The sequence below is a fragment of the Sphingomonas sp. HMP6 genome, assembly GCF_013374095.1.
Taxonomy (GTDB): domain Bacteria; phylum Pseudomonadota; class Alphaproteobacteria; order Sphingomonadales; family Sphingomonadaceae; genus Sphingomonas.
Window position 1 is genome coordinate 1,100,876 of the sequence record NZ_AP022672.1, and the last position, 24,539, is coordinate 1,125,414.

Genomic DNA, 24,539 nt, shown 5'->3' on the forward strand with positions numbered 1-24,539 from the left:
CGAGTAATCCTCAATGCGGGGGTAAAACCCCAGCGTCGGACACCGGCGATGTGTGCTTCCCATGCGGTGTGAAGGCGCGCTCGATAGCGGAAGTATCGAGCGAACGCAACTCCGTAACAGCCCTTGACAGTCGGAACGTAAATAGAACATATCATGTTCACGGGCGGAACATGGAACCGTTTTCGTTCTAGCCGGTTGCGGAAACGTGACTCGTCACCGTGAAGGATGGAGTTGGAAGATGGCTGTTGTCGGTTTTCTGGTTTTCGCAAGCGCACTCGCCGCGAGCATTTCGGTATTCTGGTTGACGTTGGTGCCTGCCATGCCGCGCATCGTGGCGCTTCTCCGCAATTCTGTCGATCCGGTGACGCCCGCTGTCCCGTCGGTCATCGTCAGCGAGGGTCGGCTTCGCGCACGGGCACGGACGGTGACACAAGTGGCTCGCCCACAGTGGCGCGCAGCCGCTTGACGCGGGCATAGGCCGAGATGCTGAACGGCAGCGTTGCAAGATAGGCGGCGCATAAGAAGGTAAGTGAGTGCCAGGGCGCCGAGATCAGCGCCGCGCCTAGCAGCACTACGACCGCAATCGCTTCAAAGCGGATATTATGGCGGAGTTTGAGCGACGACCAACTGTAGGTCGCGACACTGGAAACCATCAGGATCGCCATAAGTGCGACCCAAGGCCCCACAATCAGCGGCGATCGCCAGATGTCCAGGCCGGTCCAGAACCACAGATACATCGGTAGCATCGCAAGCCCCGCCCCGACCGGTGAAGGTGACCCTGTCAGAAATCCGGCAGATTTATGCGGCTGCTCCGCAACGTCGATCGCCGCGTTGAACCGCGCCAGACGCAGCGCACAAAACACGGCGAAGACCAGTGCGATCAACCAACCGACGCGCGGCAAATCCTGCAGCGACCAGAGATACAGGATCAACGCTGGCGACACGCCGAACGAAATCGCATCAGACAGCGAATCGAGTTCGGCACCAAAACGACTCTCGCCGCGCACCATCCGGGCGATGCGGCCATCGATCCCGTCGAGCACGCTGGCGATCATTACCATGACGACGGCGGTTTCCCACTGGCCGGCGATCGCAAAGCGGATGCCGGTAAGGCCCGAGCACAGCGCAAGCGCGGTTACCGCATTCGGCGCAACCGCGCGCAGCGGAAGCCCGCGCGCCGTCGGGCGGCGCAACCGGTGATTTACAGGCACAATGCGGCGGTCATTGTGCGATTCCGGTCGCAGTCATCCCACCTACGCGGCCGAGGATCGTCTCCCCAGCCACACTGCGCTGGCCCAGCACGACCTGGCAGGTGCAATCGTCGGGCAAGAAGACATCGACCCGACTGCCAAAGCGGATCAGGCCGATGCGCTGACCGCTCGCCACCATGTCGCCGGGCTTGACGAACGGCACGATCCGCCGCGCCAGCAACCCGGCGATCTGCGTGAAGCCGATCCGCCGGACGTGACCGTTGGCATCGGGGCGCCCTTCGACCAGAAGGTGCTGCCGCTCATTGTCCTCGCTCGCTTTGTCGAGTTCGGCATTCACGAATTTGCCCGAGATATAGACGACTTGCTTGATCGTGCCAGCGATCGGCGTGCGGTTGATGTGGACATCGAACACCGACATAAACACCGACACGCGAATCAGCGGTGCGTCGCCCAGCGCGTTCGGCCCGGCCAGTTCACGCGGCACGGGGACGCGTTCAATCATCGAGATGAGGCCGTCGGCTGGCGATACGATCAGGTCCGCACCGCTCGGCGTCACCCGCACCGGATCGCGGAAGAACAGCGCGACCCACAGCGTCAGCCCCACCAGCGGCCAAGCGACGAACCAGCCCAGCGACACCCAGGCGACGAAGGCGACCACGCCGGCAATAACGACATATTTGCGTCCCTCCGGGTGGAGATCAGGCACACGCCATTTCACGGCTTCGGCGGGGGCGACGGGTTTTTCTATAGGTGACATGGTTCTGCTCCTATCGCACACCCCTTACCGCGACAATCGCCAACGGGCAGCAGCGGAATCGCGGCCTGACGACATCGCGCTCATGCTGGGCGCCTACGCTGGGTTGATCGCCGCCCACCTTCCTCCTAGACGCTGCCTCAAACCTCCCCATAGGAAAGAGCGTAATGGCGAAGATCAAGGTGAAGACGCCCGTCGTGGAAATCGATGGCGACGAGATGACGCGGATCATCTGGCAGTGGATTCGCGAGCGCCTGATCCTCCCCTATCTCGATATCGATCTCGACTATTACGACTTGGGCATGATGAGCCGCGACGCCACCGACGACAAGGTGACCGTCGACAGCGCGAAGGCGATCCAGAAATACGGCGTCGGCGTGAAGTGCGCGACGATCACCCCTGACGAGCAGCGTGTCGAGGAATTTGGCCTCAAGAAAATGTGGAAGTCGCCCAACGGCACGATCCGCAACATCCTCGGCGGCACGATTTTCCGTGAGCCGATCGTCATCAAGAACGTGCCCCGCCTGATCCCGAGTTGGACGCACCCGATCGTCGTCGGCCGCCACGCTTTTGGCGATCAATATCGTGCGACCGATTTCCTTGTGCCCAGCCCCGGCACGCTGCGGATGGTATTCCATGGCGATGACGGCACGGTGATCGACGAAGAAGTATTTCGCTACCCGTCGCCGGGCGTCGCGCTCGCAATGTACAATCTCGACGACTCGATCCGCGATTTTGCCCGCGCATCGATGCATTACGGCCTCAACCTGAAATGGCCGGTGTACCTGTCGACCAAGAACACCATCCTCAAATATTATGACGGGCGCTTCAAGGACCTCTTCGCCGAGGTGTATGAGGCCGAATTCAAGGACAAGTTCAAGGAAGCGGGCATCACCTATGAGCATCGCCTGATCGACGACATGGTCGCATCGGCGCTCAAGTGGCACGGCGAATTTGTCTGGGCGTGTAAGAATTATGACGGCGACGTGCAGTCGGACCAAGTCGCGCAAGGCTTCGGCTCGCTCGGCCTGATGACCTCGGTGCTGCTCACCCCCGACGGCAAGACGGTCGAGGCCGAAGCGGCGCACGGCACCGTGACCCGCCATTTCCGCCAGCACGAGCAGGGCAAGGCGACCTCGACCAACCCGATCGCCTCGATCTTCGCCTGGACCGGCGGCTTAAAGTATCGCGGCAAGTTCGACGGGACGCCGGAGGTGACCGAGTTTGCCGAGACGCTCGAGCGCGTGTGCATTCAGACGGTCGAGGACGGTCACATGACGAAGGATCTCGCGCTGCTGATCGGCCCCGATCAGCCGTGGATGACGACCGAGCAATTCTTCGAGCAGGTCCGCTTGAACCTAGAAACCAAGATGGGCGTGCAGGGATAGGCTGACAAAGCCGGCCATTCGCGCCACAGTGCGCGGATGGCCTCTCCCCTTGCCAACGCCGGGTTCAGCGACGCACTCGTCATTCTCGGCGCGGCGGGTCTGGTTATTCCCGCATTCGCCCGTGCGAAAATCAGTCCGGTCATCGGTTTCATCATGGTCGGCCTGCTCGTCGGGCCGTTCGGCCTCGGCGCGCTCGTCGTCGATTATCCGTGGCTTTACCATTTCACGATCTCCGATCCGCACGCGATCGAGCCGTTCGCCGAATTCGGCATCGTTCTGCTGCTCTTCTCGATCGGGCTGGAACTGTCGTTCAAGCGGCTGTGGTCGATGCGGCGGCTGGTGTTCGGGGTCGGCGCGGCCGAGTTGATCGGTGCGGGGGGCGCGATCGGGATCGGGCTGCATATGCTCACCGGGCTGGATTGGCCCGGGTCCATGGCGCTTGGCATTGCGTTGGCATTGTCCTCGACGGCGCTGGTGCTTCCGATTGCGGGGACCAGCGGACCGGTCGGGCGGACGGCGTTTGCGATGCTGCTGTTCGAGGATCTGGCGCTAGTGCCGATTATCTTCATCCTGGGCGCGCTTGGGCCGATGGCAGCGGCCGGTGGCTTGGCCGGCTTCGCGCGAGTCGGCGGGGCGGCGGTGTTGACCGTGGCGATCCTGTTCGTTGGTGGCCGTTTCTTCCTGCCCCGGCTGTTCGCGCAGGCCGCACGGACCAAGAGCCCGGAGCTGTTTCTGGCGGCATCGCTGCTCGTCGTGATCGCGGCGAGCCTTGCCACCGGCGCGGTCGGCCTGTCGCCGATCGTCGGCGCGTTGATCGCCGGGCTGCTGATCGCCGAGACCGATTACCATAGCGAGGTCGAGGTCATCACCGCACCCTTCAAGGGGCTGGCGCTCGGCGTGTTCCTGATCACGGTGGGGATGAGTGTCGACCTGCGCGCGGTTGCGGCGGATTGGGGCGCCTATTTCCTCGGCATTTCGGCGGTGGTCGCGGTGAAGGCAGCGGTAACGTTCGTCCTGCTCCGGCTGGCCGGGATTCGTGGCGGCGTGGCGGTGGAGACCGGCGTACTGATGGGCAGCCCATCGGAAACGACGCTGATCGTGCTCGGCGCCGCGGCCCAAGCGCAGTTGATCGCACCGGGCCTCGCCAGCTTTTGGCAGACCGTCACCGCGATCGGCCTGACGATCACGCCCTTGCTGTCGATGCTCGGCAAGCGCGCAGCGCGCGGGCTGGAGCAACGCAGCGATTTGCCCGATGCCGAGATTTCACCGGAAGGCCCCGGTACAGTCGTGATCGGCTTCGGCCGAGTCGGGCGGATGGTGTGCGACATGCTGACTGTCCACGGGCAGCCTTATGTCGCGGTCGAGGCCAATATCGATGCCGTGATGGCAGCCCGCGCCGAGGGTTATCCGGTTATTTTCGGCGACGTGGTGCGGCCCGAACTGGTCGACCGGCTCAATCTCGGGCGCGCCAAGGCACTGATCCTGACGATGGACGATCCCGTGCTGAGCGTCACGCTGACACGGCGCGTGCGCGGCTGGGTGCCAGAACTGACGATCGTGGCGCGCGCACGCGACACGGCGCATGCCGCCGAACTCTACAAAGCCGGTGCAAGCGACGCGGTGCCCGAGACGCTCGAATCCTCGCTGCAATTGGCCGAGGCGGTGCTGACCGACCTCGGCGTCGCGGTCGGCCCGGTTATCGCCTCGATCCACCAGAAGCGCGATGAGCTGCGGCAGGAGATCAAGGCAGCAGCCGAGATGGTCGCGCTACCGCGGTTGAAGCGCGTGCGGCGCGGCGCAGCGACGGGCGAGGTGGCTGAGATTTAGCCTAGGTTATTGGATTGATGACCTTTTTGTGACGCCGCTTTCGCTAAAGTCACAAAAGGTCACACCGTCGGCGTACGGTGCGGGGTTGCGCCGAGGTAACGGCGTTCTTTCGGATTCGAAGCGCACGCAGCGCCATCTTGCCAGCGCGACGCCCTGTAGGACAGACCAAGGAGGCCGGGGTTATGAAGCGGCGGACGCGTTCTCCCGCGCGCGCACCGCGAGCCGTTCGAAAACGCCCCGGAGCGCCGCAGGGCTTGCCGTATCGAGCGCGCCCTCCTCCACCTCTTCGGCCGACCAGGCGAGCGAGGGCGCTTCGTCATCGAGCATCGCCCATTCCGCGAACAGCCGCCGATCAACCGTCTCGGAAAGCAGCAACACGATGTTGTCGTGGCGGTTGTCGCGCGTGATCCGGCCGTAGAGCGCGTCGATCTCGGCGTCCGGTCCTTCGATCAACTGCAGGTACAGATCCTGCCGGCAAATCAACGCACCGCTAATCGCGTCCCGTGGATTGTTGCGGCGGGCATCGACGAGGATGCTGGCCAGCATGGCGCGATCGAAACCGAAGGGTTGCGAGCGATAGATCATCTGCTTCATCGTCCGCTCTCCTGTGGTGCGCGGCAGTCAGGCTACGCGATCGCAGGCGGAACGAACAGCACCAACGGGAACGCTTCGGTTCTTCTCCGCGACGCGCCGGAGCAACGCGGTAAACGCGGATTAACCGGACCCGGCAAGCCGCCGCTAACCCAAGTCCGTTAGCCAGAAAGGCGCTGCAGAACAGGTGACCGTATATGCCCTATGACCAAGTCCTCTCGGACCATGACGGGATCGAAACGCTGGCGCGCGAAACGGAAAGACCGCCAGAAGCCCCCGCCTCAACCGCGCAGATCGTGGCGATGCTGAACGACCTGTCGCGCGCGGCGCGGGAGCATTTCCGCACCGACAAGCAAGCTGTCCGTTAGCCAACCGCGCCTGGCACGAGGTGCCCGGGGGAACGCTTACCCCGCCAGCGTAGCCTTGACCGCTGCGACGGCCTCAGCAGCCTTCGATCCATCCGGGCCACCGCCCTGCGCCATGTCGGGCCGTCCGCCGCCGCCTTGACCGCCAAGCGTGGCGACCGCGATCTTGAGCAAATCGACCGCGCTTTTCGTGCCGACCAGATCCTCGGTCATCCCGACCGCGACCGAAGCGCGTCCGTCATTGACTGCGACGATCATCGCGACGCCTGACCCGCCGAGCCGCTGCTTCATGTCATCGACGGCGCCGCGCAGGCCCTTGGGATCGAGGCCATCGACGACCTGCCCCAGGAAATTGACGCCACCGACCTGTTCGGGTCCAGCGGCTGCCGCCCCTGCCCCGCCGCCGAGCGCCAGCGCCTTCTTGGCCTCGGCCAATTCGCGCTCAAGACGTCGTCGGTCCTCGACCAGCGCCAGGACGCGCGCCGGGACTTCGTCGGGCGAGGATTTTAGCGCGGTCGCGGCTTCCTTCAGCTTGTCGTCGCGTGACGTGAGATAGGCGCGCGCAGCCTCCCCGGTCAGCGCCTCGACGCGGCGGATGCCCGAGGACACCGCACCTTCGCCGACCAGCGTGAACAGGCCGATATCGCCAAGCGCGCGGACGTGCGTGCCGCCGCACAGTTCGAGCGAGTAGGTCGCCTCGCCTTCGGTCCCCATCGACACGACGCGGACTTCCTCGCCATATTTCTCGCCGAACAGCGCCATCGCCCCTTCGGCAATCGCTTCGTCGGGGGTCATCAGGCGTGTGCTGACGGTGCCGTTGGCGCGGATATGGTGGTTCACATCGGCCTCGACTTGGCTGAGCGCGGCGGGATCGATCGCGCTTGGCTGCGAGAAATCGAAGCGCAGACGTTCAGGCGCGACGAGGCTGCCCTTCTGCGCGACGTGGAGGCCGAGGCGCTGGCGCAGCGCCTCGTGTAGCAAATGCGTTGCACTATGGTTGGCGCGGATGCGGTCGCGGCGGGCGCGGTCGATCGTCAAATGCAGCGCATCGCCGACCGCGATCTTGCCTTCACTAATCATCGTGCGGTGCGACCAGAGGCGGCCGAGATATTTGTGCGTGTCCTCGACCTGGCCAAGCACGCCGGGTGCGGTCAGCGTACCGGTATCGCCGACCTGCCCGCCGCTTTCGGCGTAGAAAGGCGTCTGGTTGACGACGATTTCGACGGTTTCGCCGGTCGTTGCGGAGTCGACCCGCGCGCCATCCTTGACGATCGCGACGACCTGGCCCTCGCCTTCCTCCGATGCGTAGCCGATGAATTCGGTGCCGCCTGCGGTTTCGGCAATGTCGAACCAGACCTCGTCCGAGGCGCGCTGGCCCGATCCCTTCCACGCGGCGCGGGCGGCGCGCTTCTGTTCGGCCATCGCGGTATCGAACCCGGCGCGATCGATCCCGAAGCCCTGCGCGCGGAGAGCGTCCTCGGTCAGATCATACGGGAAGCCGAAGGTGTCATAGAGTTTGAACGCGGTTTCGCCGGGGAGCGTAGCGCCCGGTTCCATCGCGGCGGTGGCTTCGTCGAGCAAGCGCAAGCCATTGACGAGCGTGCGGCGGAATTGCGTTTCCTCCTGCAACAGCGTCGATTCGATCGATGCCTGCGCGCGCACGAGTTCGGGGTATGCCGCGCCCATTTCGGCAACCAGCGCGGGCACCAGCCGGTGCATCAACGGCTCCTTCGCACCGAGTAGATGCGCGTGGCGCATCGCGCGACGCATGATGCGACGCAGCACATAGCCACGGCCTTCATTGGCGGGCAGCACGCCGTCCGCCACAAGGAAGCCCGAGGTGCGCAGATGATCGGCAATCACGCGGTGGCTCGCCTGATTGTCGCCCGTCGTCGCGGTGCCGGTGAGCGCGCCGGATGCCGCGATCAGCGCCTTGAACGTGTCGGTATCGTAATTGTCGTGGACGCCCTGCAGCACCGCCGCGATCCGCTCCAGCCCCATGCCGGTGTCGATCGACGGCTTGGGCAGCGGCGTGCGCGTGCCGTCGGCCGATTGGTCGAACTGCATGAAGACGAGGTTCCAGATCTCGACGAAGCGATCACCATCCTCATCCGGGCTGCCCGGAGGGCCACCGGGGATATGGTCGCCATGATCGAAAAAGATTTCGGAGCACGGCCCGCACGGCCCGGTGTCCCCCATCGACCAGAAATTGTCGTTGGTGGCGATGCGGATGATGCGCTCCTCGGGGAGCCCCGCAATCCGCTTCCACAGATCGAACGCTTCGTCATCGGTGTGATAGACGGTGACGGTCAGCCGGTTCGGGTCGATCCCCCATTCCTTGGTCAGCAGCCCCCAGGCGAGCGTGATCGCGCGTTCCTTGAAATAATCGCCGAACGAGAAATTGCCGAGCATTTCGAAGAAGGTGTGGTGGCGCGCAGTATAGCCGACATTGTCGAGATCATTATGCTTGCCCCCGGCCCGCACGCATTTCTGGCTTGACGACGCGGTGACATAGTGCCGCGATTCGAGGCCGGTGAAGACGTTCTTAAACGGCACCATCCCGGCGTTGACGAACATCAACGTCGGATCGTTTTGCGGCACCAGCGGCGCGGAGGCGATCTTCGCATGGCCGTTCGCCGCGAAATAATCGAGAAAGCTGCGGCGGATGTCGTTCGTGGAAATCGGGAGCTGGGTCATGGCCGCAGGGCTTAGGCGAGGCTGCTGCGTATCTCAAGCATGGCTCGGTTCGTCGTGTGGTGTCAGGTCAGACGAGATCAGCCCAGTGCAAGCCGCTCGGCAAATCGATCGCGGCAAAATCGACCTGCAATACGCGACGATGGCGCGGATGCGCGGCCGCATCCGACGCATGCAGGATCGGGGTCGAATACAGCCAAATGTCGCCACGCTCGGCGAGGCACGCCGTTACGCCGCACCGCTGAACTGTCGCGGCGAGATCACTTTCCGGCACGAGACCGAGCCGATGCGAACCCGGGGCGACCAACAATGGAGCATTGTCAGTGTCGACATCATCGAGATGGATACGCGCCGTCACCATCGCCTCGAGCAGGGATATCGGTGGCGCGACGTGATGACCACCCGCCTTGACGGTCCATGGACCAAATCCCGGAACAGCGATTCGGGCTCGAACTTCGATGGTGCGATCCTGATGCCAGCCGAGAGCCCAGTTCTTGCTGGCACTTTTGTCGAACAGCAATGCCCGGACTGGGCGAACGCTTGCGCCGATGCGGCAGGCAAGAACGCCCCGTATCGTGTCGATCGCCGTCAGGGCCGCGACTTTACTGCGCGGCAGCCGGTGCCCGGCCCGTGCGGCGGGCAAGTCGACAAACAGCGGCTCAATTTCCGCAAGTGCATCCTCGTCACGTCCTTGGGGCAGCTTGGCGAACCCAGCCGATTCGTAGCTGCTCCAGTCCACCATCCTCACCCCAGCGGCGCATCGAGCGACAGCGGCGGGACGCTGAACCATTTCGGACCCGCCGCCGTCATGTGGAAGCAATCCTCCAGCCGGACGCCGAATTTGCCAGGCAAGTACAGGCCGGGCTCGTCGGAGAAACACATGCCCTCAGCGAGCGGCGTCGTCTCGCCATGGACGAGGTTGACCGGTTCGTGTCCGTCGAGGCCGATGCCGTGGCCGGTGCGGTGCGACAGGCCGGGCAGCTGGTAGCGCGGGCCATAGCCGAGCATTTGGTAAAACCTGCGCACCGCATCGTCGACCGCGCCCGCAGGCGTGCCGATCTGCGCAGCGGCGAAGGCCTTGGCCTGGCCGGTGCGGACATGGTCCCACACCTGGCGTTGTTCCTTGCTGGCCGACCCGAACACAAAGGTGCGCGAGACGTCGGATTGATAGCCCTGCACGGTGCACCCGCAATCCATCAGTACGATCTGGCCGTCGGCGACGATTTGCGCATCGCGGCTGCCGTGCGGATAGGCCGCCGCTGCGCCGATCAGGACAAGCGCGAATTCGGGATCGCCGCCGAGCTGACGGGTGGCGGCGTTCATCAGGGCGGAGACATCGGCGGGCTTCATGCCCTTTTCGACGCGCGGCCAAGTCCAGCGATAGGCGGCGATCGTCACGTCGGTCGCAGCTTGCATCAACGCGATCTCGGGCGCGGTCTTGCGCATCCGCACCCCGCGGACGACCGGATTGGCGCTGACGATCTTTGCCCCCGGCAGTGCCCGCGCAAGACCGTCGACCGCGAAATAGCGCACGGTTTCCTCGATCCCGATCGGCCGGGCGGTGAGCTCGCGTTCACCGAGGAAGCCAGCGACCAGTTTCAGCGGGTCTTCATCCTCCTGCCACACCCGCACATCGGCGGTGATGCCGAGCGTCTGGCGGACCGAGGGTTCCTCGAAAAACGGCGTGACGATGCACGGATCACCCTCGACCGGAAGGATGGCGGCGGTCAGCCTTTCGCTGCGGTGCCATTCGACACCGGTGAAATAGACCAGGCTCGACCCCGATTCGATCAACACCGCACCGATGCCGTGGGCGCGCATCGCCGATTGCGCGCGTGCGATTCGCGCGCGGCGTTCCGACTCGCCGATCGGCGCGGCAGCACCGGTGATCGGCCGAAGCCCGGCGAGATCGGGCGCAGCGGCGCGGAGCACACTGGTCGCGGAAAGGGCCGGCATGGCGGCGGTGGCAGCGGCAAACGCGCGACGGGTCAGCTTCATCGCGGCACTGTGCCAGCACGATGCGGCGCCCGCAACGCGTCAATCCCGCCGCGCATCGCTTGACCCCCGCGCCATTCTCCCGTTGATGGCCGTGACCATAACACCGGGGGCCGATACGTGGCGAAGCGACTGACGACCTATATCCTGATCGGGCTGGTGCTCGGGCTGATCATTGGCTGGGCGATCAACACAAACATCGCCGATGGCAGCCCGGCGGCGACCGCGCGGTTGAAGGAGATCGGCGCCGGTTTCTCGATCGTCACGACGATTTTCCTGCGGCTGATCAAGATGATCATCGCGCCGCTGGTGTTTTCGACGCTGGTCGTCGGCATCGCGCATATGGGCGACATCAACGCGCTGGGCCGGATCGGCGGACGGACGATGGCGTGGTTTGTCAGCGCATCGTTGATCTCGCTGAGCCTCGGTTTGCTGCTGTTCCACGGCATTGAATTCGTGATCGATGCGGTCGCGCCGGGCAGCGGCTTTGGCTTCAAACTGCCGCCGCCCGATGCGAGCGTCGGCTTGGATGAAAAGGCATTCAACCTTACCAATTTCGTCACGCACATCGTGCCCGCCTCGGTGGTCGATGCGATGGCGACCAATGAGATCATCCAGATCGTGTTGTTCTCGGTCTTCGCCGGTGTCGCGCTGACTGCGATTGGCGAGAAGGGTGCGCCAATCGTGCGCGGGGCCGAGGCGCTGGCCGCGATGATGCTGCAGATCACCGATTATGTGATGCGTTTGGCACCGCTGGCGGTGTTCGCCGCGATCACCGCCACGATCACGGTTAACGGCCTCGGCATCATCTGGACGCTCGGGCTGTTCGTCGGGAGCTTCTATCTCGGGCTGGCGGTGTTGTGGCTGCTGCTATTTGGCGCGGCGTTCGTATTCATCGGGCCGCGTGCCTTCAGCCTCGCGCGTTATATCCGAGAACCGATCCTGCTCGCCTTCTCGACCGCATCGTCGGAAGCCGCTTATCCGCGCACGTTGGAGGCGCTGGTGCGCTTCGGCGTGCCGCGCCGGATCGCCAGCTTCGTGCTGCCGCTTGGCTATTCGTTCAATCTCGACGGGTCGATGATGTACATGACCTTCGCGACGCTCTTCCTGGCGCGCGTATACGGCGTGGACCTGCCGCTGGGCACGCAGATCGTGATGCTGCTCGTTCTGATGGTAACGTCCAAAGGGATCGCCGGCGTGCCGCGCGCCTCGCTCGTCGTGATTGCGGCGGTGATGGGGCAGTTCGGCATTCCCGAGGCGGGACTTTTGCTGATCCTGCCGGTCGACCAGTTCCTCGACATGGGTCGATCGGGCACCAACGTCGTCGGCAATGCGGTAGCGACCGCGGTTGTGGCGAAATGGGAGGGGAGCTTGGCCGATCCGCAGGAGCCCGAGATCGAGCCGCCGCACGCGCCGCATTCTTCAAAGTCGCCACACGGCGCGGTTTGAAGAAGAAGAGGTTCACGCGAAGGCGCGAAGAGAAGAAAAGGGCGCGAAGTTAGAAGTCGCGCGACAGCGCCCTCAACCTCTGGTCAGACGATTTTCCGCGGCGTCGGAATCCTTCTGCTTCGCGCTCTGCCCTTCTCGTCGCGCCTTCGCGTGAACCCGTTTCTTTTTCCCGGCCCGAACGCCGCCACTCAAGCGTAAGCGTACGGCCCGCCCTTGGCGAGCGCCGCCTGATAGGCCGGGCGCGCATGAATCTTGTCGAGCCACGCAATCGTCGCCGGGCGCGATCCATCGAGCCCGGCGCGACTGCGCGCAGCTTCGAGCGGGAAACTCATCATGATGTCGGCGCCGCTCAGTTCGTCCCCCGCGAAATAGGGTCGGCTCGACAGCTCGGACTCGACATAATCGAGGTGCACGTCGATCATCGGGTGGATGCGCTTGGCCGCGGTCTTGCCGAGCAACGGAATACGATTGACCACCAGCAATACCAGCAAGGGCGGCATCATCGATCCCTCGGCATAGTGGAGGAACTGACGATAGCGCAGCGTGTCGCCGCGGTGGGCCGGTGGCCCCAACTTTCCGTCGGCGAGTTCGACCAGATAGTCGATGATCGCGCCGGTTTCGACGATCGTCTGTGCCGCGTCGGTATCCTGGAGAATCGGCGATTTACCGAGCGGATGAATGTGTTTGAGCTCGGGCGGCGCCAGCATCGTGTCTTTGTCGCGCTCGTAGCGCTTGATGTCATAGGGAAGCCCGAGCTCCTCGAGCATCCACAGGATCCGTTGTGACCGGGAATTTTCGAGATGATGGACGATGAGCGTCATGGCGGTCTCCGGATTTCGCACTAATCGACCTGTTCTAGCAGCCTGCGCACCAACGCCCAAGGCCGCGCGGTGGCGGCTCCGAGAAGATCGGCCACCGCGACGGCGCGGAGCATCCGCGCGCTTGCGTCCGGTCCGCCTGGCCTGACACGCTTGAACACCCCCAATATGAAAGGCCCGCCGTTGCCGACGGGCCTTCCCGGTTTCTGCGACGGCGGCGCGGTTCCGCGGGCCGTCTTGGCTGGACCGGCGGCGTGCACGCCCGCCGCTCCGCACGCCACGCTGCCGATCAGGGGCAGCGCCAACGCGAAACTCACAACTCTTCGTCGCCCTCGTCCGGCTCGGGGCCGGCCATCATTTCCTCGGCTACCTTGTCGGTCCGCGACCGGATCGCCGCTTCCAGCCGATCCGACATTTCGGGATGCTCTTTCAGGAACGTCTTCGAATTCTCGCGGCCTTGGCCAATACGGACGCTGTCATAGGAAAACCATGCACCCGATTTCTCGACGAGCCCGGCCTTGACGCCGAGATCGAGGATTTCACCGATCTTGGAGACGCCCTGACCATACATGATGTCGAATTCGACTTGCTTGAACGGCGGCGCGACCTTGTTCTTGACGACCTTGACGCGCGTCGTGTTGCCGATGATCTCGTCGCGATCCTTGATCTGTCCGGTGCGCCGGATGTCGAGGCGCACCGAAGCATAGAATTTCAGCGCATTGCCGCCCGTCGTCGTCTCCGGGTTGCCATACATCACGCCGATCTTCATGCGGAGCTGGTTGATGAAGATCACCATGCAGCGCGAACGGCTGATCGAGCCGGTCAGCTTGCGCAAGGATTGCGACATAAGGCGTGCTTGCAGGCCGACGTGGCTGTCGCCCATCTCGCCCTCGATTTCCGCGCGCGGGACCAGCGCCGCGACCGAATCGACCACCAGCACATCGATCGCGTTCGAGCGTACCAGCGTATCGACGATCTCGAGCGCCTGCTCGCCGGTGTCGGGCTGCGACACGATCAGTTCGTCGATGTTGACGCCGAGCTTCTTGGCGTAAACCGGATCAAGCGCGTGTTCGGCATCGACGAAGGCAGCGGTGCCGCCGGTCTTTTGCGCCTCAGCGATCACATGCAGAGCGAGGGTCGTCTTACCCGAGGATTCCGGCCCGTAAATTTCAATCACACGCCCGCGTGGCAAACCGCCCACCCCGAGTGCGATGTCGAGCCCGAGCGAGCCGGTCGAGATCACCTCGACCTGCATCGTCTGCTTCGAGCCCAACTTCATTGCCGAGCCCTTGCCGAATGCGCGGTCGATCTGAGCCAGAGCGGCCTCGAGCGCCTTCGCCCGTTCGTCCTTGGCCTTTTCGGCGGCCTTGTCCGTGGATGCTGCCATTTTGCTGTCGATGACCTTCAAAGATACCGCCACTGGGAGCCTCCATCGCTAGCCCGAACGCCCGCCGCGTTCAATGCGTGTTGGAGTGTGTATCGCGTTTGTTCCGAAAGAACAAGAGAGGAACGAAAGTATTTTCCGGGAAACAGCGGCCTCAGCCCAGCGCGTCGAGAGCCTTCGCTACGCCGTCCATCGTGAACGGCTTTGGGAGCGTGGGGCGGTCGCGATAGGCTTCGGCCACGGTATCGTGCGATCCGCCAGTCGCGAACACAAACGGAATGCCTTTGGCCGCCAGTGCATCGGCGATCGGAAAGCTTTTCTCGCCACCACGCAGATTCACATCGAGGATCGCGGCATCGATCCCACCCGCGGCGATCAGCGCCAGCGCCGCGTCGACGGTATCGACCGACCCGGCCAGTGCCTTGTTAAGCACCTCCAGAAAATCCTCGATCATCATCGCAATCAAAGGTTCGTCTTCGACGATCAGAATAGTGTGCGGTGCGCCCATTCCAACGCCTTAGCCGCCGCCCGCGGCCTGCGCCATATCATTTCGCAACCGCACCCGCCCGCGCCAACACCGCCCGCGTCGCTTCGGCAAGCTCCTGCACCGAAAAGGGCTTTGCGAGGAATTCGACATTCTCGAGATCGATCGATTTGCGGATCGTCTCCTCGGCATAGCCGGACATGAACAGGATCGGCAGGTCGGGATAGCGCGCGCGGGCGTGGCGGACCATCGTCGGGCCGTCCATCAGGGGCATCATCACGTCGGAGATGAGCAGATCGGGGCGTGCGCTGGCCGCGAGAAGCTCAAGGGCTGCCTCGCCATGCTCGGCGGTCAGCACGGTATAGCCCTGCCGCGTCAGCGCCCGCTCGGCGACCGCGCGGACCATGTCCTCGTCCTCGACCAACAGGATCGTGCCGGTGCCCCACAGATCGACCGGCTTCTCCTTTGGCACGACACGGGCGGGCGTCGGTTCGGCCAGCGCCCCGGCAGTGTGGACCGGCAAGTAGATTTTAAACACGGCGCCTGCCCCGCCCTTCGACCCGCCCTTGACGTTCTCGGCGAAGATCCAACCGCCCGATTGCTTGACGATGCCGTAAACGGTGGAGAGACCGAGGCCCGTACCCTTTCCGACTTCCTTGGTGGTAAAGAAGGGTTCGAAAATCTTGGGCAGGATATCGGGCGGGATGCCGCCGCCGGTATCGGCCACTTCGAGCACGACATAATCGGCGGCGGGCAGAATGTCCGATCCGAGCTTGCGCACCTCGCTCGCGGTAACGGCATAGGTCTGGATTGCGAGCGTCCCGGTACCGCGTGGATCTTTGGACATCATCGCGTCGCGCGCATTGACCGCGAGATTGACGACCACCTGTTCGAGCTGCCCCGGATCGGCACGCACCGGAGACAGGTTGCGGCCGTGCTTGACGGTCAAAGTCACCGTTTCCCCCAGCAGCCGCTTGAGCAGATTCGACACTTCAGAGATGACGTCGGGCAATTGCAGCACTTGCGGGCGCAGCGTCTGCTGGCGCGAGAAGGCGAGAAGTTGCCGGGTCAGGCTGGCTGCGCGGTTAGAATTGGCGCGAATCTGCTGGATGTCGTCATAATCACTGTCGCCAGGCGAATGGCGCATCAGCATCAAATCGCAATGCCCGATGATCGCGGTCAGGATATTGTTGAAATCATGCGCCACGCCGCCGGCAAGCTGTCCGACCGCCTGCATCTTGGTCGCTTGCGCTACTTCGCGTTTGAGTCGGGTTTCCTCGCTATTGTCCTTCAGGCTGAGCAACACCGCGGAACTGCCCAGGCCGCGCGCACCGGCGATCGACAGCGCAACGGGTTCGTCGGGATGGTCTTTCAGTCGCACCGCGAGATCGGTCGAATGCGTCGCGCCGCCAGCGAATCTGCGGATCGCGTCGGCCACCACGCCCTTGTCTTCCCGCACCACCAGGTCACCCGGATAGATTGGCGGACTTTGCGGATCGACCGCAGCGGCGCGCGCGAACGCATCGTTCATCTGCAGGAACCGCCCGTCGCCGCCGATCAACGCGATCCCGAACGGCATCAGCGACACCAGGCTCTTGATGTGCGCGCTCGCGCTCTCGCCGATTGCGGGGTGGCCGTTCTCCTCCTCGTCGATCAAGGCGACGAGCATCGGCGCATCCTCGCCATCGAGGAACGGGATTTGTAGCACGCGCAGGGGGTTTTGCGTCAGCCCCTCGCGTTCGAAACGCGCCATGCCGTGCGCATCGGTGATGAGAAATTGCGCGAAGTCGCGGCCGATGATCGCGCCTTCCTCATGCCCCATCGCGCGAGCGCGCAAGACGCGATTGGCGGCGCGAATCCGGCCGTCGGGCTTGATCAGGGCGGCCATGATTCCTGCGCTGCCGAGCCGGTCGCCGGTGGCGCCCGCGATCAAATTTTCCATCGTCTGCGCCAGATCAAGCCCCTGCGCTGCATGGAAGCGCCAGACGAGCAGATTCTCGTCCTCCCCGGCGCGTGAGACCTGCGCCGAGAGGTTGGTGCCATTGATCAGCAGCCGATCGATCGCCGCGCCACCGTCACGCCAGGCGGCGCGCCCGGCATTGCCCAGCCGCTCGACCCCGGTTGCGTCGAATGGCAGGCCGGGCGGGGTCGGGAAGCCGCCAAACACCGCTTCATAGCGATCGTTGGCACAGACCAGCCGACCGGCCCGATCGGTCACGGCGATCGCATCGGGACTGCTTTCGGCGAGAGCCCGCGCCACGCTCCAGTCGGGCTCAAGCGCGGTGGCGGCCGTGGGCGGGAACAGGCGCCGGAATGCGAGCAGCCCACCCGTCACCAGGAGTGCAGCAGCCAGGAAGGCGGCGGCGATGGACAAACTCCCGATCAGCCCGAGAATGACGAGCGCGGCCGCCACGCCACAGCCGATCGCGATCAGCGCGGCGCTACGAAAGGCGGTGGACTGCGGGGTCGCGGGGAGCGTGGCCATTGCGTCATGCTTTGGGGCAACGGCCGGGAGCGTCAAGAGCTAAGCGGCGGAACGACGGGGGTTTGTCACGGTAAGTGCTGCCGGGCGTTTCTCCCTCCCCGGCGGAGGGGAGGAGAACGGATCGCCTCGGCAAAGCCGAGGCGTCGGACGCCGCTGGGGCGGCGCCGGCCGGGCCGCCGTCGATCCGCGATTTAGCTTCGCTAAATCTTGGACGGCGGCCTTACCAAACCTTCACCCGATCCGCCGGCGCGAGATACATCTTGTCACCCGGCTTGACCCCGAACGCCTTGTACCAATTATCCACGTTGCGCACTTCGGCAGTGCGATACGGCCCCGGCGAATGCTCGTTCGAGATCACTTGCGAGCGCAGCGCCGGTTCGCGGAACTTGATCCGCCACACTTGGGCATAGCCGAGGTAGAAGCGCTGATCACCGGTCAGCCCGCCGATCACCGGAGCCGGCTTGCCGCCAAGCGAACGCTGGTACGCGTCGTAAGCAAGCGCGAGACCGGCGAGATCTGCCATATTCTCGCCCAGCGTCAGGCCACCCTTGATATGGAGGCCGGGGAGCGGCTCATACGCGTCATATTGCTTGACGAGCTGGTCAGTCATCGCGGTGAAGCGCTTGACGTCCTCGGCGGTCCACCAGTCGGTAAGCTTGCCGGTCGGATCGTATTTGCGGCCCTGATCGTCAAAATGGTGGCTCAGCTCGTGGCCGATCACGACGCCGATCGCGCCATAATTGATCGCCGGATCGGCCTTGGCATCGAAAAACGGCGCTTGCAGGATCGCCGCCGGGAAGACGATCTCGTTCATCGGCGGGTTGGCATAGGCGTTCACCGTCATCGGGGTCATACCCCATTCGGTGCGGTCGATCGGTTGGCCGAGCTTGGCGAGATCGCGCTTATATTCGAACGCGTTGGCGGCGGCGACATTGCCGACCAGATCGTCGCGCTTGACTGTCAGCGCGCTATAATCGCGCCACACCGACGGGTAGCCGATCTTGGGCGTGAAGGCGGCGAGCTTCGCCTGCGCCTTGACCTTGGTCTCGGGCGCCATCCAGGTCAGCTTGTCGAGCCGGACACGCATCGCGGCGATGATGTTCTTGACCAACTGATCCGCCGCCGCCTTGGTTTCGGGCGGGAAATAGGTCGCGACATAACTCTTGCCGACTTCCTCGCCCAGCGCGCCGCTGACCGTGCCGACCGCGCGCTTCCAGCGTGCCGGCTGCTGCGGCGCGCCGCTCAGCACGGTGCCGTAAAACGCGAAATTGGCATCGTTGATCGGCTTGGAGAGATAGCCCGCGTACGCGCGCATCACCTTGAGCGTCATGAAATCCTGCAGCACCTGCACCGGCGCGTCGGCAAAGGCCTTAGCCTCCCCGGTCAAGGCGTCGGGCATCCCGACGAGGAAATTGGCCTGGCTCGCGGTGCCAACGGTCTTGAAATAGGCGTCCCACGGGAAGCCGGGGGCCTTCCCCGCGAAATCGGCCATCGCCCACTTGTTGTAGGTCAGGTCGGAGTCGCGCGACTTGATCCGGTCCCAGTGCGCGGTTGCCAACTGCTTTTCGAAGGCGAAGACCGCCGCTGCACGAGCGGGTGCATTCTCCACCCCGGCAAGGCCCAGCATCTGCGCCTGATACGCCTGATACTTCGCGCGCGTGTCGGCGAGCTTCGGGTCGTCCTTCAGATAATAGGCGCGATCGGGCAGGCCGAGCCCACCCTGGCTGAACCCAAAGATGTAGTTCTCGGGGGCTTTGTCGTCCTGCTGCACGCCACCGCGGAACAGGCCGCCGACGCCCTGCTGCTCAAGCTTGGCCATCTCGACCGCGAGCGAAGTTTTGTCGCCTGCGCCCTGGAGTGCAGCGATCCACGGCTGTACCGGCGCAATGCCTTTCGCATTGACTGCGGCTTCGTCCATGAAGCTCGCGTAAAAATCGCCGATCTTGCTGCCCGACGCCTTGGACGGCGCCTCAAGAATCGTATGCGTTTGGTCAAGCGAGCGGTCACCCAGCGCGTTGAACGCCCCCCAGCTTGCCTTGTCCGCGGGGATTTCGGTCTTCGCTTCCCATGCGCCACCGGCATATTTGACGAAATCGTCGCCCGGCGCGACCGCCTTGTCCATGCCGTCGGTGTCGAGGCCGAAGCTGCCAATATAGGGCTTGGCGGCTGCGGGTGCAGCCTTGGCGGCCGGTTTCGGTGCGGTCTTGGCGATGCCGGCCCCGGCGATGGCGGTCGCGAGCGCGCCCGCCGAAGCCAGCGCGACGAGATAGGAGCGCTTCATCAAATTATTCCCTGATCGAAAAAGAAAGGTCGTCGCGGCAAAGCCGCGCCGTCGGATGCCGCCGGGGCGGCACCGGCCGCGCCGCCGCGCGGGATCTGGCTTCGCCTAATCCCGCGCAGCGGCGTCACCAAACGCGGACGCGGTCGGCGGGCGCGAGGTAGAGCGCGTCACCCGGTTGTGCGCCGAACGCGGCGTACCAGGCATCGACGTTGCGCACTTCGGCGGTGCGGAACGGCCCCGGCGAGTGCGGATCGCTCAGCAATTGCGAGCGCAGCGCGGGTTCGCGGAACTTGTTGCGCCACACCTGCGCATAGCCGAGGTAGAAGCGCTGATCGCCGGTCATCCCGCCGATCACCGGCGCAGGCTTGCCGCCGAGCGACCGGTGATACGCATCATAGGCGACGGCCAGGCCAGCCAGATCGGCCATGTTCTCGCCCAGCGTCAGGCCACCCTGGATATGCTGGCCGGGGATCGGCTCATAAGCGTCATATTGCTTGACCAGCTTGTCGGTCAGCGCGGTGAAGCGCTTGACGTCCTCCGCCGTCCACCATTCGGTCAGCTTGCCGGTCTTGTCATATTTGCGGCCCTGATCGTCGAAATGATGGCTCAGCTCGTGGCCGATCACGACCCCAATGCCGCCATAGTTGATCGCCGGATCGGCCTTCGCGTCGAAGAACGGTGCTTGCAGGATGGCCGCCGGGAAGACGATTTCGTTCAGCACCGGATTGGCGTAGGCATTGATCGTCATGGGCGTCATGCCCCATTCGGTGCGGTCGATCGGCTTGTCAAGCTTGCCGAGATTGCGCAAATATTCGAACTCGTTCGCCGCCGCCACGTTGCCGACCAGATCACCGCGCGTGATCTTGACGCTGCTGTAGTCGCGCCACTTCGTCGGGTAGCCGATCTTCGGTGTAAAGGCCGCGAGCTTCTGCTGCGCCTTCACCTTGGTGTCGGGTGCCATCCATTCGAGCTTGTCGAGCCGCACGCTCATCGCCGCGATCACGTTCTTGACGAGCTGGTCGATCGCCACCTTCGATTCCGGCGGGAAGTAGCGCGCGACATACACCTTGCCGATTTCCTCACCCAGCGCGCCGCTGGTCGCGGCGACGCCGCGCTTCCAGCGCGGCTGCTGCTGCGGCGTGCCACTCAGAACGGTGCCGGTGAAGGCAAAATTCGCATCGACAATCGGCTTGGACAAATAATTGGCATAGGCACGCAGGACGCGCAGCTTCATATAATCCTGCAGCACCGACAGCGAGGTGTCAGCGAACACCTTCGCCTCGCCTGCGATCGCGCTCGGCTGGCCGACCAGATAATAGGGCCGCCCGCCCATGCCGTTCTGCGCGACATAGGCGGCCCACGGGAAACCGGGTGCCTTGGCCTCAATGTCGGCGAAGCTGAGCTTGTTGTAGCGCTTGTCGGCATCGCGCGATTCGATCCGCGTCCAATGGACCGTCGCGATCGACTTTTCGAAATCGAAGATCGCATTCGCGCGCGCGGCCGCATCGGGCGTGCCGACGAAACCGAGCATCGTCGCCAGGTACATCTTGTACTTCTCGCGCGTGTCGGCGAGCTTCGGGTCGTCCTTCAGATAATAATCGCGATCCGGCAGGCCGAGTCCGCCTTGCCCGAGATTGACGACATAGGTCTGCGGATCCTTGCTGTCCTGACCGACGCCCATGCCAAAGATGCCGCCAACCCCGTAGCGCGCGAGCTTCGCCATCTCGACCGCGAGCGCGGTCTTGTCCTTGGCACCGTCGATCTGGGCGAGCCACGGCTTGATCGGCTCGACACCCTTCGCGTTAATCGCGGCCTCATCCATGAAGGTCGCGTAAAAATCGCCGATCTTGCTGCCTGGAGCCTTGGCGGCTTCGTCGAGGATCGTGCGGGTCTGCTCGGTCGATACGTCCTGCAGCACGTTGAACATGCCCCAGGTCGCGCGATCGGCCGGGATTTCGGTCGTTTTGGACCAAGTGCCGCCGGCGAAGGCGGCGAAATCATTGCCGGGCTTAACGCTGCGGTCCATGCCGGCCACATCGAAGCCAAAACTGCCGATCTTGGGGCCGGCCTTGGCCTTGCCTGCGACCGCTTTCTTTGCTGCTGCCGGTTTCGCTTTGGGCGCCGGTTTGGCGTAGCTTGCACCGACAAGTGCGGCAGAAGCGAGCAAAGAAACGGCGATCAGCGAGCGGCGCATGCGGTAATCCTTCGTTGAGAACAGATTGCCGCGTGTTGTAGCCGGACGATACGCCTAGTCAATTCGCCTGATTCGGCCCTAATCGATGCGCACGGCCGCGCCATTTGCGCGCAACCCGCAGCCGCCAGAACAGGCCGCTCGCCACGAAGCCGACCGCGGCCAACACGACCGCCAGCGCAATCATCCCGACGATCGTCGCAGGCCCGCCCTGCGCCACCAACCAGTGCAGCCAGCTCGCGTTGGCGCTCACGTTCGCGGCGACCGGCCTACCGAAATAGGGATCGAAATGCAGGATCCAGTGGCCGAGCAGGAACGAACCGTAATAGATCGGCACCGTCGTCAGCGGATTGTGCAGCAGCGTGGTGGCGACCGCGACGGGCACGTTGGCACGAACCGGCAGCGCCGATACCGCCGCCATTGGCGCATGCGCGAAGGGAAACAGAACACCGGTGAACAGACCGAGCGCGACACCGCGTGGAACGGAACGGCGATTGAAGCGCCACAGCGATGGCACCAGAATGCGTGCCGCGACTGGCCGGAGATACCGGTTCTGCTCGATCCGTTCGCGGGTCGGCACGTGGCGGTGGAGGCGTGCGAGCGCGCGCGCCCAAAACCCCGGCCTGATCGCGGCCTCAACCACGGTCGCGCATTAACCGCCCCTGTTCGCGCTTCCAATCGCGTTCCTTGGTCGCCTCGCGCTTGTCATGCGCCTTCTTGCCCTTGGCGAGCGCTAGCTCGATCTTGGCGCGGCCCTTGGAATTGAAATAGATCATCAACGGCACCAACGTCATGCCATCGCGCGCCACCGCGCCGTGCATCTTGTTGATCTCGCGCTCCTTCAACAGGAGCTTGCGGGCGCGCTTGGGCTCGTGGTTGAAGCGGTTGCCGTGGCTGAATTCGGGCACGTTGGAATTAATCAGCCACACTTCGCCGTCCTTCACCTCGGCATAGCTTTCGGCGATCGATCCTGTGCCAGATCGCAGCGACTTCACCTCGGTGCCGACCAAAGCGATACCTGCTTCATAGACGGTGTCGATCGCGTAATCGTACCGCGCGCGGCGGTTCTCGGCGACGATCTTGGTTTTTTCGAAAATCGGGGGTTTGGGACGGGCCATATCCAGCGCGATGTAGGGCGTACCGCGTGCAAGCGAAAGTCACCTGCGTAATTTACCAGGTATCGTAAAAGCGCGCTAACGGCTTATCTACAGCTAGGGTCGATTGTCCGCTCGCACCGACGCCCGTTACAGTTTAGGATATGCCCATGTCCGATCTCGCCGCCCCCAAATTCGCCTCCCACGTCTTTCAGGTCGCCATCGACGCGGCCGACATCGATTTCATGGGGCACGTCAACAACGCATCCTATCTCAAATGGGTACAGGATGCGGTGGTCAGCCATTGGCAGCGCTTCGCCCCGGCCGATGCGGTCGCGTCGCACGCCTGGGTCGCGCTCAAGCACGAGATCACCTATCGCAAGCCGACCTTTCTCGACGACGAAGTGATCGCCACCGTCCTGCTCGAAAAAGTGCAGGGCGCGCGCGCGTTTTACGAAACGATCATCAAGCGTGGCGAGGATGTGTTGGCCGAAGTGAAATCGAGCTGGTGCTGCCTCGACGCGACCACGCTACGCCCGGCTCGCTTGGCGCAGGGCGTGATCGATCGGTTCTTCGCGAAGGATTGATCCCGGCGCGCTTAATGCGTTGCGCCGGGCTTCAAATGCAAAGCCCCGACGACGAGCGCACCCGCCGCGAGCCCGACCAGCCCGCCGCTCAGCGCGGTGATCGCCCATTCGATCGCGCCCATGCCGCGGCCGATGCCGACCGCGAGTTCGTGGATCAAATGCTCGGGCGCGGTGAATCCGAACTGCGCGAAGCCATGGATCAGGATGCCGCCGCCGACCCAGAGCATTGCACCGGTGCCCACCACCGACAGCGTCTGCAGCAGCAGCGGCATCGCCTTCACGAGCCCGCGGCCAAAGCCCGCGGCCGCCCCGCCAGAGCGGGCAAGATGCAGGCCGATATCGTCCATCTTCACGATTAGGCCGACCACGCCGTACACCCCGATCGTCACCGCCGCGCCGACCAGCGCCAGCACGCCCGCCTGCGTGAGGATCGGCGACCCGGTCAGCTCGTTCAGAGTGATGACCATGATCTCGGCCGAGAGGATCAAGTCGGTGCGGATTGCCCCGCCGACCTGACGCGCCTCGAGCGCGGCGGGGTCCTCGATCGTCGCGACCGCTTCCTCCGCATGATCGCCTTGCAACGCGTGCAGGACCTTCTCGGCCCCCTCGAAACACAGGTATAGACCACCCAACATCAGGATCGGCGTCAGCGCCCAGGGGGCGAAAGCGCTGAGCAGTAACGCGACCGGCAGGATGAAGAGCAATTTGTTGCGCAGCGATCCGAGCGTGATCTTCCAGATGATCGGGAGTTCGCGCGCGGGTGACAATCCGACGACATAGCCTGGCGTGACCGCGGCATCGTCGATCACCACGCCCAACGTCTTGCTCCCGGCCTTGCCAGCCGCAGCGGCGACATCGTCGGCGGATGCCGCCGCCAAACGCGCCAGCACCGCGATATCGTCCAATAAAGCTACAAGTCCGCCCGGCATGTCGCGTTCCCC

General features: G+C 64.1%; 21 protein-coding genes. 5 read left to right on the forward strand and 16 right to left on the reverse strand.

Translation table 11 applies throughout. From position 1 onward, the window contains the following. Positions 1–213 precede the first annotated feature (213 nt). The 3 genes from HMP06_RS05590 to HMP06_RS05600 are packed head-to-tail and all read right to left on the reverse strand — an operon-like array spanning position 214 to position 1,968. On the reverse strand, positions 214–387 hold the full coding sequence (locus HMP06_RS05590) for a hypothetical protein (RefSeq protein WP_176496209.1): 174 nt from the start codon (positions 385–387) through the stop codon (positions 214–216). A gap of 2 nt (positions 388–389) precedes the next feature. After that, the gene (locus HMP06_RS05595) at positions 390–1,211 is read right to left on the reverse strand and encodes a CDP-alcohol phosphatidyltransferase family protein (RefSeq protein WP_176496210.1); all 822 of its coding nucleotides are present in this window, start codon (positions 1,209–1,211) and stop codon (positions 390–392) included. Between the two features lie 10 nt (positions 1,212–1,221). Continuing rightward, a complete protein-coding gene (locus HMP06_RS05600) occupies positions 1,222–1,968 on the reverse strand; it encodes a phosphatidylserine decarboxylase (protein WP_176496211.1) in 747 nt (248 codons plus the stop codon). A gap of 164 nt (positions 1,969–2,132) precedes the next feature. Between HMP06_RS05600 and HMP06_RS05605 the strand changes: the two genes are divergently transcribed. Together HMP06_RS05605 and HMP06_RS05610 are read left to right on the forward strand one after the other, a co-directional pair. Further along, complete coding sequence (locus HMP06_RS05605; protein ID WP_176496212.1) at positions 2,133–3,353, forward strand: NADP-dependent isocitrate dehydrogenase; 1,221 nt, start codon at positions 2,133–2,135, stop codon at positions 3,351–3,353. A 36-nt stretch (positions 3,354–3,389) separates the two neighbouring features. Continuing rightward, positions 3,390–5,180, forward strand: coding sequence for a cation:proton antiporter domain-containing protein (locus HMP06_RS05610; protein WP_176496213.1), 1,791 nt, complete (start codon positions 3,390–3,392; stop codon positions 5,178–5,180). 180 nt (positions 5,181–5,360) lie between these two features. Here the strand turns inward: HMP06_RS05610 and HMP06_RS05615 are convergent, their stop codons facing one another. Continuing rightward, positions 5,361–5,774 carry a BLUF domain-containing protein gene (locus HMP06_RS05615; protein ID WP_176496214.1) on the reverse strand — a complete coding sequence of 138 codons (414 nt, stop codon included), beginning with the start codon at positions 5,772–5,774 and terminating at the stop codon, positions 5,361–5,363. A gap of 194 nt (positions 5,775–5,968) precedes the next feature. Between HMP06_RS05615 and HMP06_RS05620 the strand changes: the two genes are divergently transcribed. Beyond that, positions 5,969–6,139 (forward strand): hypothetical protein, encoded by a 171-nt coding sequence (locus tag HMP06_RS05620; RefSeq protein ID WP_176496215.1) that lies wholly within the window; start codon positions 5,969–5,971, stop codon positions 6,137–6,139. Between the two features lie 36 nt (positions 6,140–6,175). Here the strand turns inward: HMP06_RS05620 and alaS are convergent, their stop codons facing one another. The 3 genes from alaS to HMP06_RS05635 form a co-directional block, all read right to left on the reverse strand. Beyond that, positions 6,176–8,833 carry an alanine--tRNA ligase gene (alaS, locus tag HMP06_RS05625; RefSeq protein WP_176496216.1) on the reverse strand — a complete coding sequence of 886 codons (2,658 nt, stop codon included), beginning with the start codon at positions 8,831–8,833 and terminating at the stop codon, positions 6,176–6,178. A gap of 67 nt (positions 8,834–8,900) precedes the next feature. Further along, positions 8,901–9,620, reverse strand: a complete 720-nt coding sequence (locus tag HMP06_RS05630; protein ID WP_232089875.1) for a phytanoyl-CoA dioxygenase family protein — start codon at positions 9,618–9,620, stop codon at positions 8,901–8,903. Beyond that, the gene (locus tag HMP06_RS05635) at positions 9,575–10,828 is read right to left on the reverse strand and encodes a M24 family metallopeptidase (RefSeq protein ID WP_176496217.1); all 1,254 of its coding nucleotides are present in this window, start codon (positions 10,826–10,828) and stop codon (positions 9,575–9,577) included. The genes HMP06_RS05630 and HMP06_RS05635 overlap by 46 nt, the downstream gene beginning before the upstream one ends. 117 nt (positions 10,829–10,945) lie before the next feature. Between HMP06_RS05635 and HMP06_RS05640 the strand changes: the two genes are divergently transcribed. Continuing rightward, a complete protein-coding gene (locus tag HMP06_RS05640; RefSeq protein ID WP_176496218.1) occupies positions 10,946–12,274 on the forward strand; it encodes a dicarboxylate/amino acid:cation symporter in 1,329 nt (442 codons plus the stop codon). A gap of 188 nt (positions 12,275–12,462) precedes the next feature. Here the strand turns inward: HMP06_RS05640 and HMP06_RS05645 are convergent, their stop codons facing one another. From HMP06_RS05645 to smpB, 8 genes are all read right to left on the reverse strand, one after another. Then, the gene (locus tag HMP06_RS05645) at positions 12,463–13,095 is read right to left on the reverse strand and encodes a glutathione S-transferase family protein (RefSeq protein ID WP_176496219.1); all 633 of its coding nucleotides are present in this window, start codon (positions 13,093–13,095) and stop codon (positions 12,463–12,465) included. A gap of 310 nt (positions 13,096–13,405) precedes the next feature. After that, entirely contained in the window at positions 13,406–14,479 is a 1,074-nt protein-coding gene (gene recA / locus HMP06_RS05650) for a recombinase RecA (protein ID WP_176496220.1), read from the reverse strand. A 151-nt stretch (positions 14,480–14,630) separates the two neighbouring features. Next, positions 14,631–14,984, reverse strand: coding sequence for a response regulator (locus HMP06_RS05655; RefSeq protein WP_176496221.1), 354 nt, complete (start codon positions 14,982–14,984; stop codon positions 14,631–14,633). 37 nt (positions 14,985–15,021) lie between these two features. Next, positions 15,022–17,445, reverse strand: coding sequence for a response regulator (locus HMP06_RS05660; protein WP_176496222.1), 2,424 nt, complete (start codon positions 17,443–17,445; stop codon positions 15,022–15,024). Positions 17,446–17,665: 220 nt separating this feature from the next. Then, a complete protein-coding gene (locus HMP06_RS05665) occupies positions 17,666–19,726 on the reverse strand; it encodes a M13 family metallopeptidase (RefSeq protein ID WP_176496223.1) in 2,061 nt (686 codons plus the stop codon). 124 nt (positions 19,727–19,850) lie between these two features. Then, the gene (locus HMP06_RS05670; protein ID WP_176496224.1) at positions 19,851–21,920 is read right to left on the reverse strand and encodes a M13 family metallopeptidase; all 2,070 of its coding nucleotides are present in this window, start codon (positions 21,918–21,920) and stop codon (positions 19,851–19,853) included. A gap of 58 nt (positions 21,921–21,978) precedes the next feature. Continuing rightward, positions 21,979–22,560: a DUF2062 domain-containing protein gene (locus tag HMP06_RS05675; protein WP_232089876.1), complete on the reverse strand. Its 582-nt coding sequence runs from the start codon at positions 22,558–22,560 to the stop codon at positions 21,979–21,981. Continuing rightward, a complete protein-coding gene (gene smpB, locus HMP06_RS05680) occupies positions 22,553–23,035 on the reverse strand; it encodes an SsrA-binding protein SmpB (RefSeq protein WP_176496225.1) in 483 nt (160 codons plus the stop codon). The genes HMP06_RS05675 and smpB overlap by 8 nt, the downstream gene beginning before the upstream one ends. 146 nt (positions 23,036–23,181) lie before the next feature. Between smpB and HMP06_RS05685 the strand changes: the two genes are divergently transcribed. Beyond that, on the forward strand, positions 23,182–23,598 hold the full coding sequence (locus HMP06_RS05685) for an acyl-CoA thioesterase (RefSeq protein WP_176496226.1): 417 nt from the start codon (positions 23,182–23,184) through the stop codon (positions 23,596–23,598). A gap of 11 nt (positions 23,599–23,609) precedes the next feature. Here HMP06_RS05685 and HMP06_RS05690 read toward each other — a convergent pair whose 3' ends face one another. After that, positions 23,610–24,527, reverse strand: a complete 918-nt coding sequence (locus HMP06_RS05690; RefSeq protein WP_176496227.1) for a DUF808 domain-containing protein — start codon at positions 24,525–24,527, stop codon at positions 23,610–23,612. Between the last annotated feature and the right edge of the window lie 12 nt (positions 24,528–24,539).

Bases quoted from the DNA above. Each gene is read 5' to 3' on its own strand.
- HMP06_RS05590 (WP_176496209.1), bottom strand. From the start codon at position 387: ATGACCGACGGGACAGCGGGCGTCACCGGATCGACAGAATTGCGGAGA.
- HMP06_RS05600 (WP_176496211.1), bottom strand. From the start codon at position 1,968: ATGTCACCTATAGAAAAACCCGTCGCCCCCGCCGAAGCCGTGAAATGG.
- HMP06_RS05605 (WP_176496212.1), top strand. From the start codon at position 2,133: ATGGCGAAGATCAAGGTGAAGACGCCCGTCGTGGAAATCGATGGCGAC.
- HMP06_RS05610 (WP_176496213.1), top strand. From the start codon at position 3,390: ATGGCCTCTCCCCTTGCCAACGCCGGGTTCAGCGACGCACTCGTCATT.
- HMP06_RS05615 (WP_176496214.1), bottom strand. From the start codon at position 5,774: ATGAAGCAGATGATCTATCGCTCGCAACCCTTCGGTTTCGATCGCGCC.
- HMP06_RS05620 (WP_176496215.1), top strand. From the start codon at position 5,969: ATGCCCTATGACCAAGTCCTCTCGGACCATGACGGGATCGAAACGCTG.
- alaS (WP_176496216.1), bottom strand. From the start codon at position 8,833: ATGACCCAGCTCCCGATTTCCACGAACGACATCCGCCGCAGCTTTCTC.
- HMP06_RS05630 (WP_232089875.1), bottom strand. From the start codon at position 9,620: ATGGTTCAGCGTCCCGCCGCTGTCGCTCGATGCGCCGCTGGGGTGAGG.
- HMP06_RS05635 (WP_176496217.1), bottom strand. From the start codon at position 10,828: ATGAAGCTGACCCGTCGCGCGTTTGCCGCTGCCACCGCCGCCATGCCG.
- HMP06_RS05645 (WP_176496219.1), bottom strand. From the start codon at position 13,095: ATGACGCTCATCGTCCATCATCTCGAAAATTCCCGGTCACAACGGATC.
- recA (WP_176496220.1), bottom strand. From the start codon at position 14,479: ATGGCAGCATCCACGGACAAGGCCGCCGAAAAGGCCAAGGACGAACGG.
- HMP06_RS05655 (WP_176496221.1), bottom strand. From the start codon at position 14,984: ATGGGCGCACCGCACACTATTCTGATCGTCGAAGACGAACCTTTGATT.
- HMP06_RS05660 (WP_176496222.1), bottom strand. From the start codon at position 17,445: ATGGCCACGCTCCCCGCGACCCCGCAGTCCACCGCCTTTCGTAGCGCC.
- HMP06_RS05665 (WP_176496223.1), bottom strand. From the start codon at position 19,726: ATGAAGCGCTCCTATCTCGTCGCGCTGGCTTCGGCGGGCGCGCTCGCG.
- HMP06_RS05670 (WP_176496224.1), bottom strand. From the start codon at position 21,920: ATGCGCCGCTCGCTGATCGCCGTTTCTTTGCTCGCTTCTGCCGCACTT.
- smpB (WP_176496225.1), bottom strand. From the start codon at position 23,035: ATGGCCCGTCCCAAACCCCCGATTTTCGAAAAAACCAAGATCGTCGCC.
- HMP06_RS05685 (WP_176496226.1), top strand. From the start codon at position 23,182: ATGTCCGATCTCGCCGCCCCCAAATTCGCCTCCCACGTCTTTCAGGTC.
- HMP06_RS05690 (WP_176496227.1), bottom strand. From the start codon at position 24,527: ATGCCGGGCGGACTTGTAGCTTTATTGGACGATATCGCGGTGCTGGCG.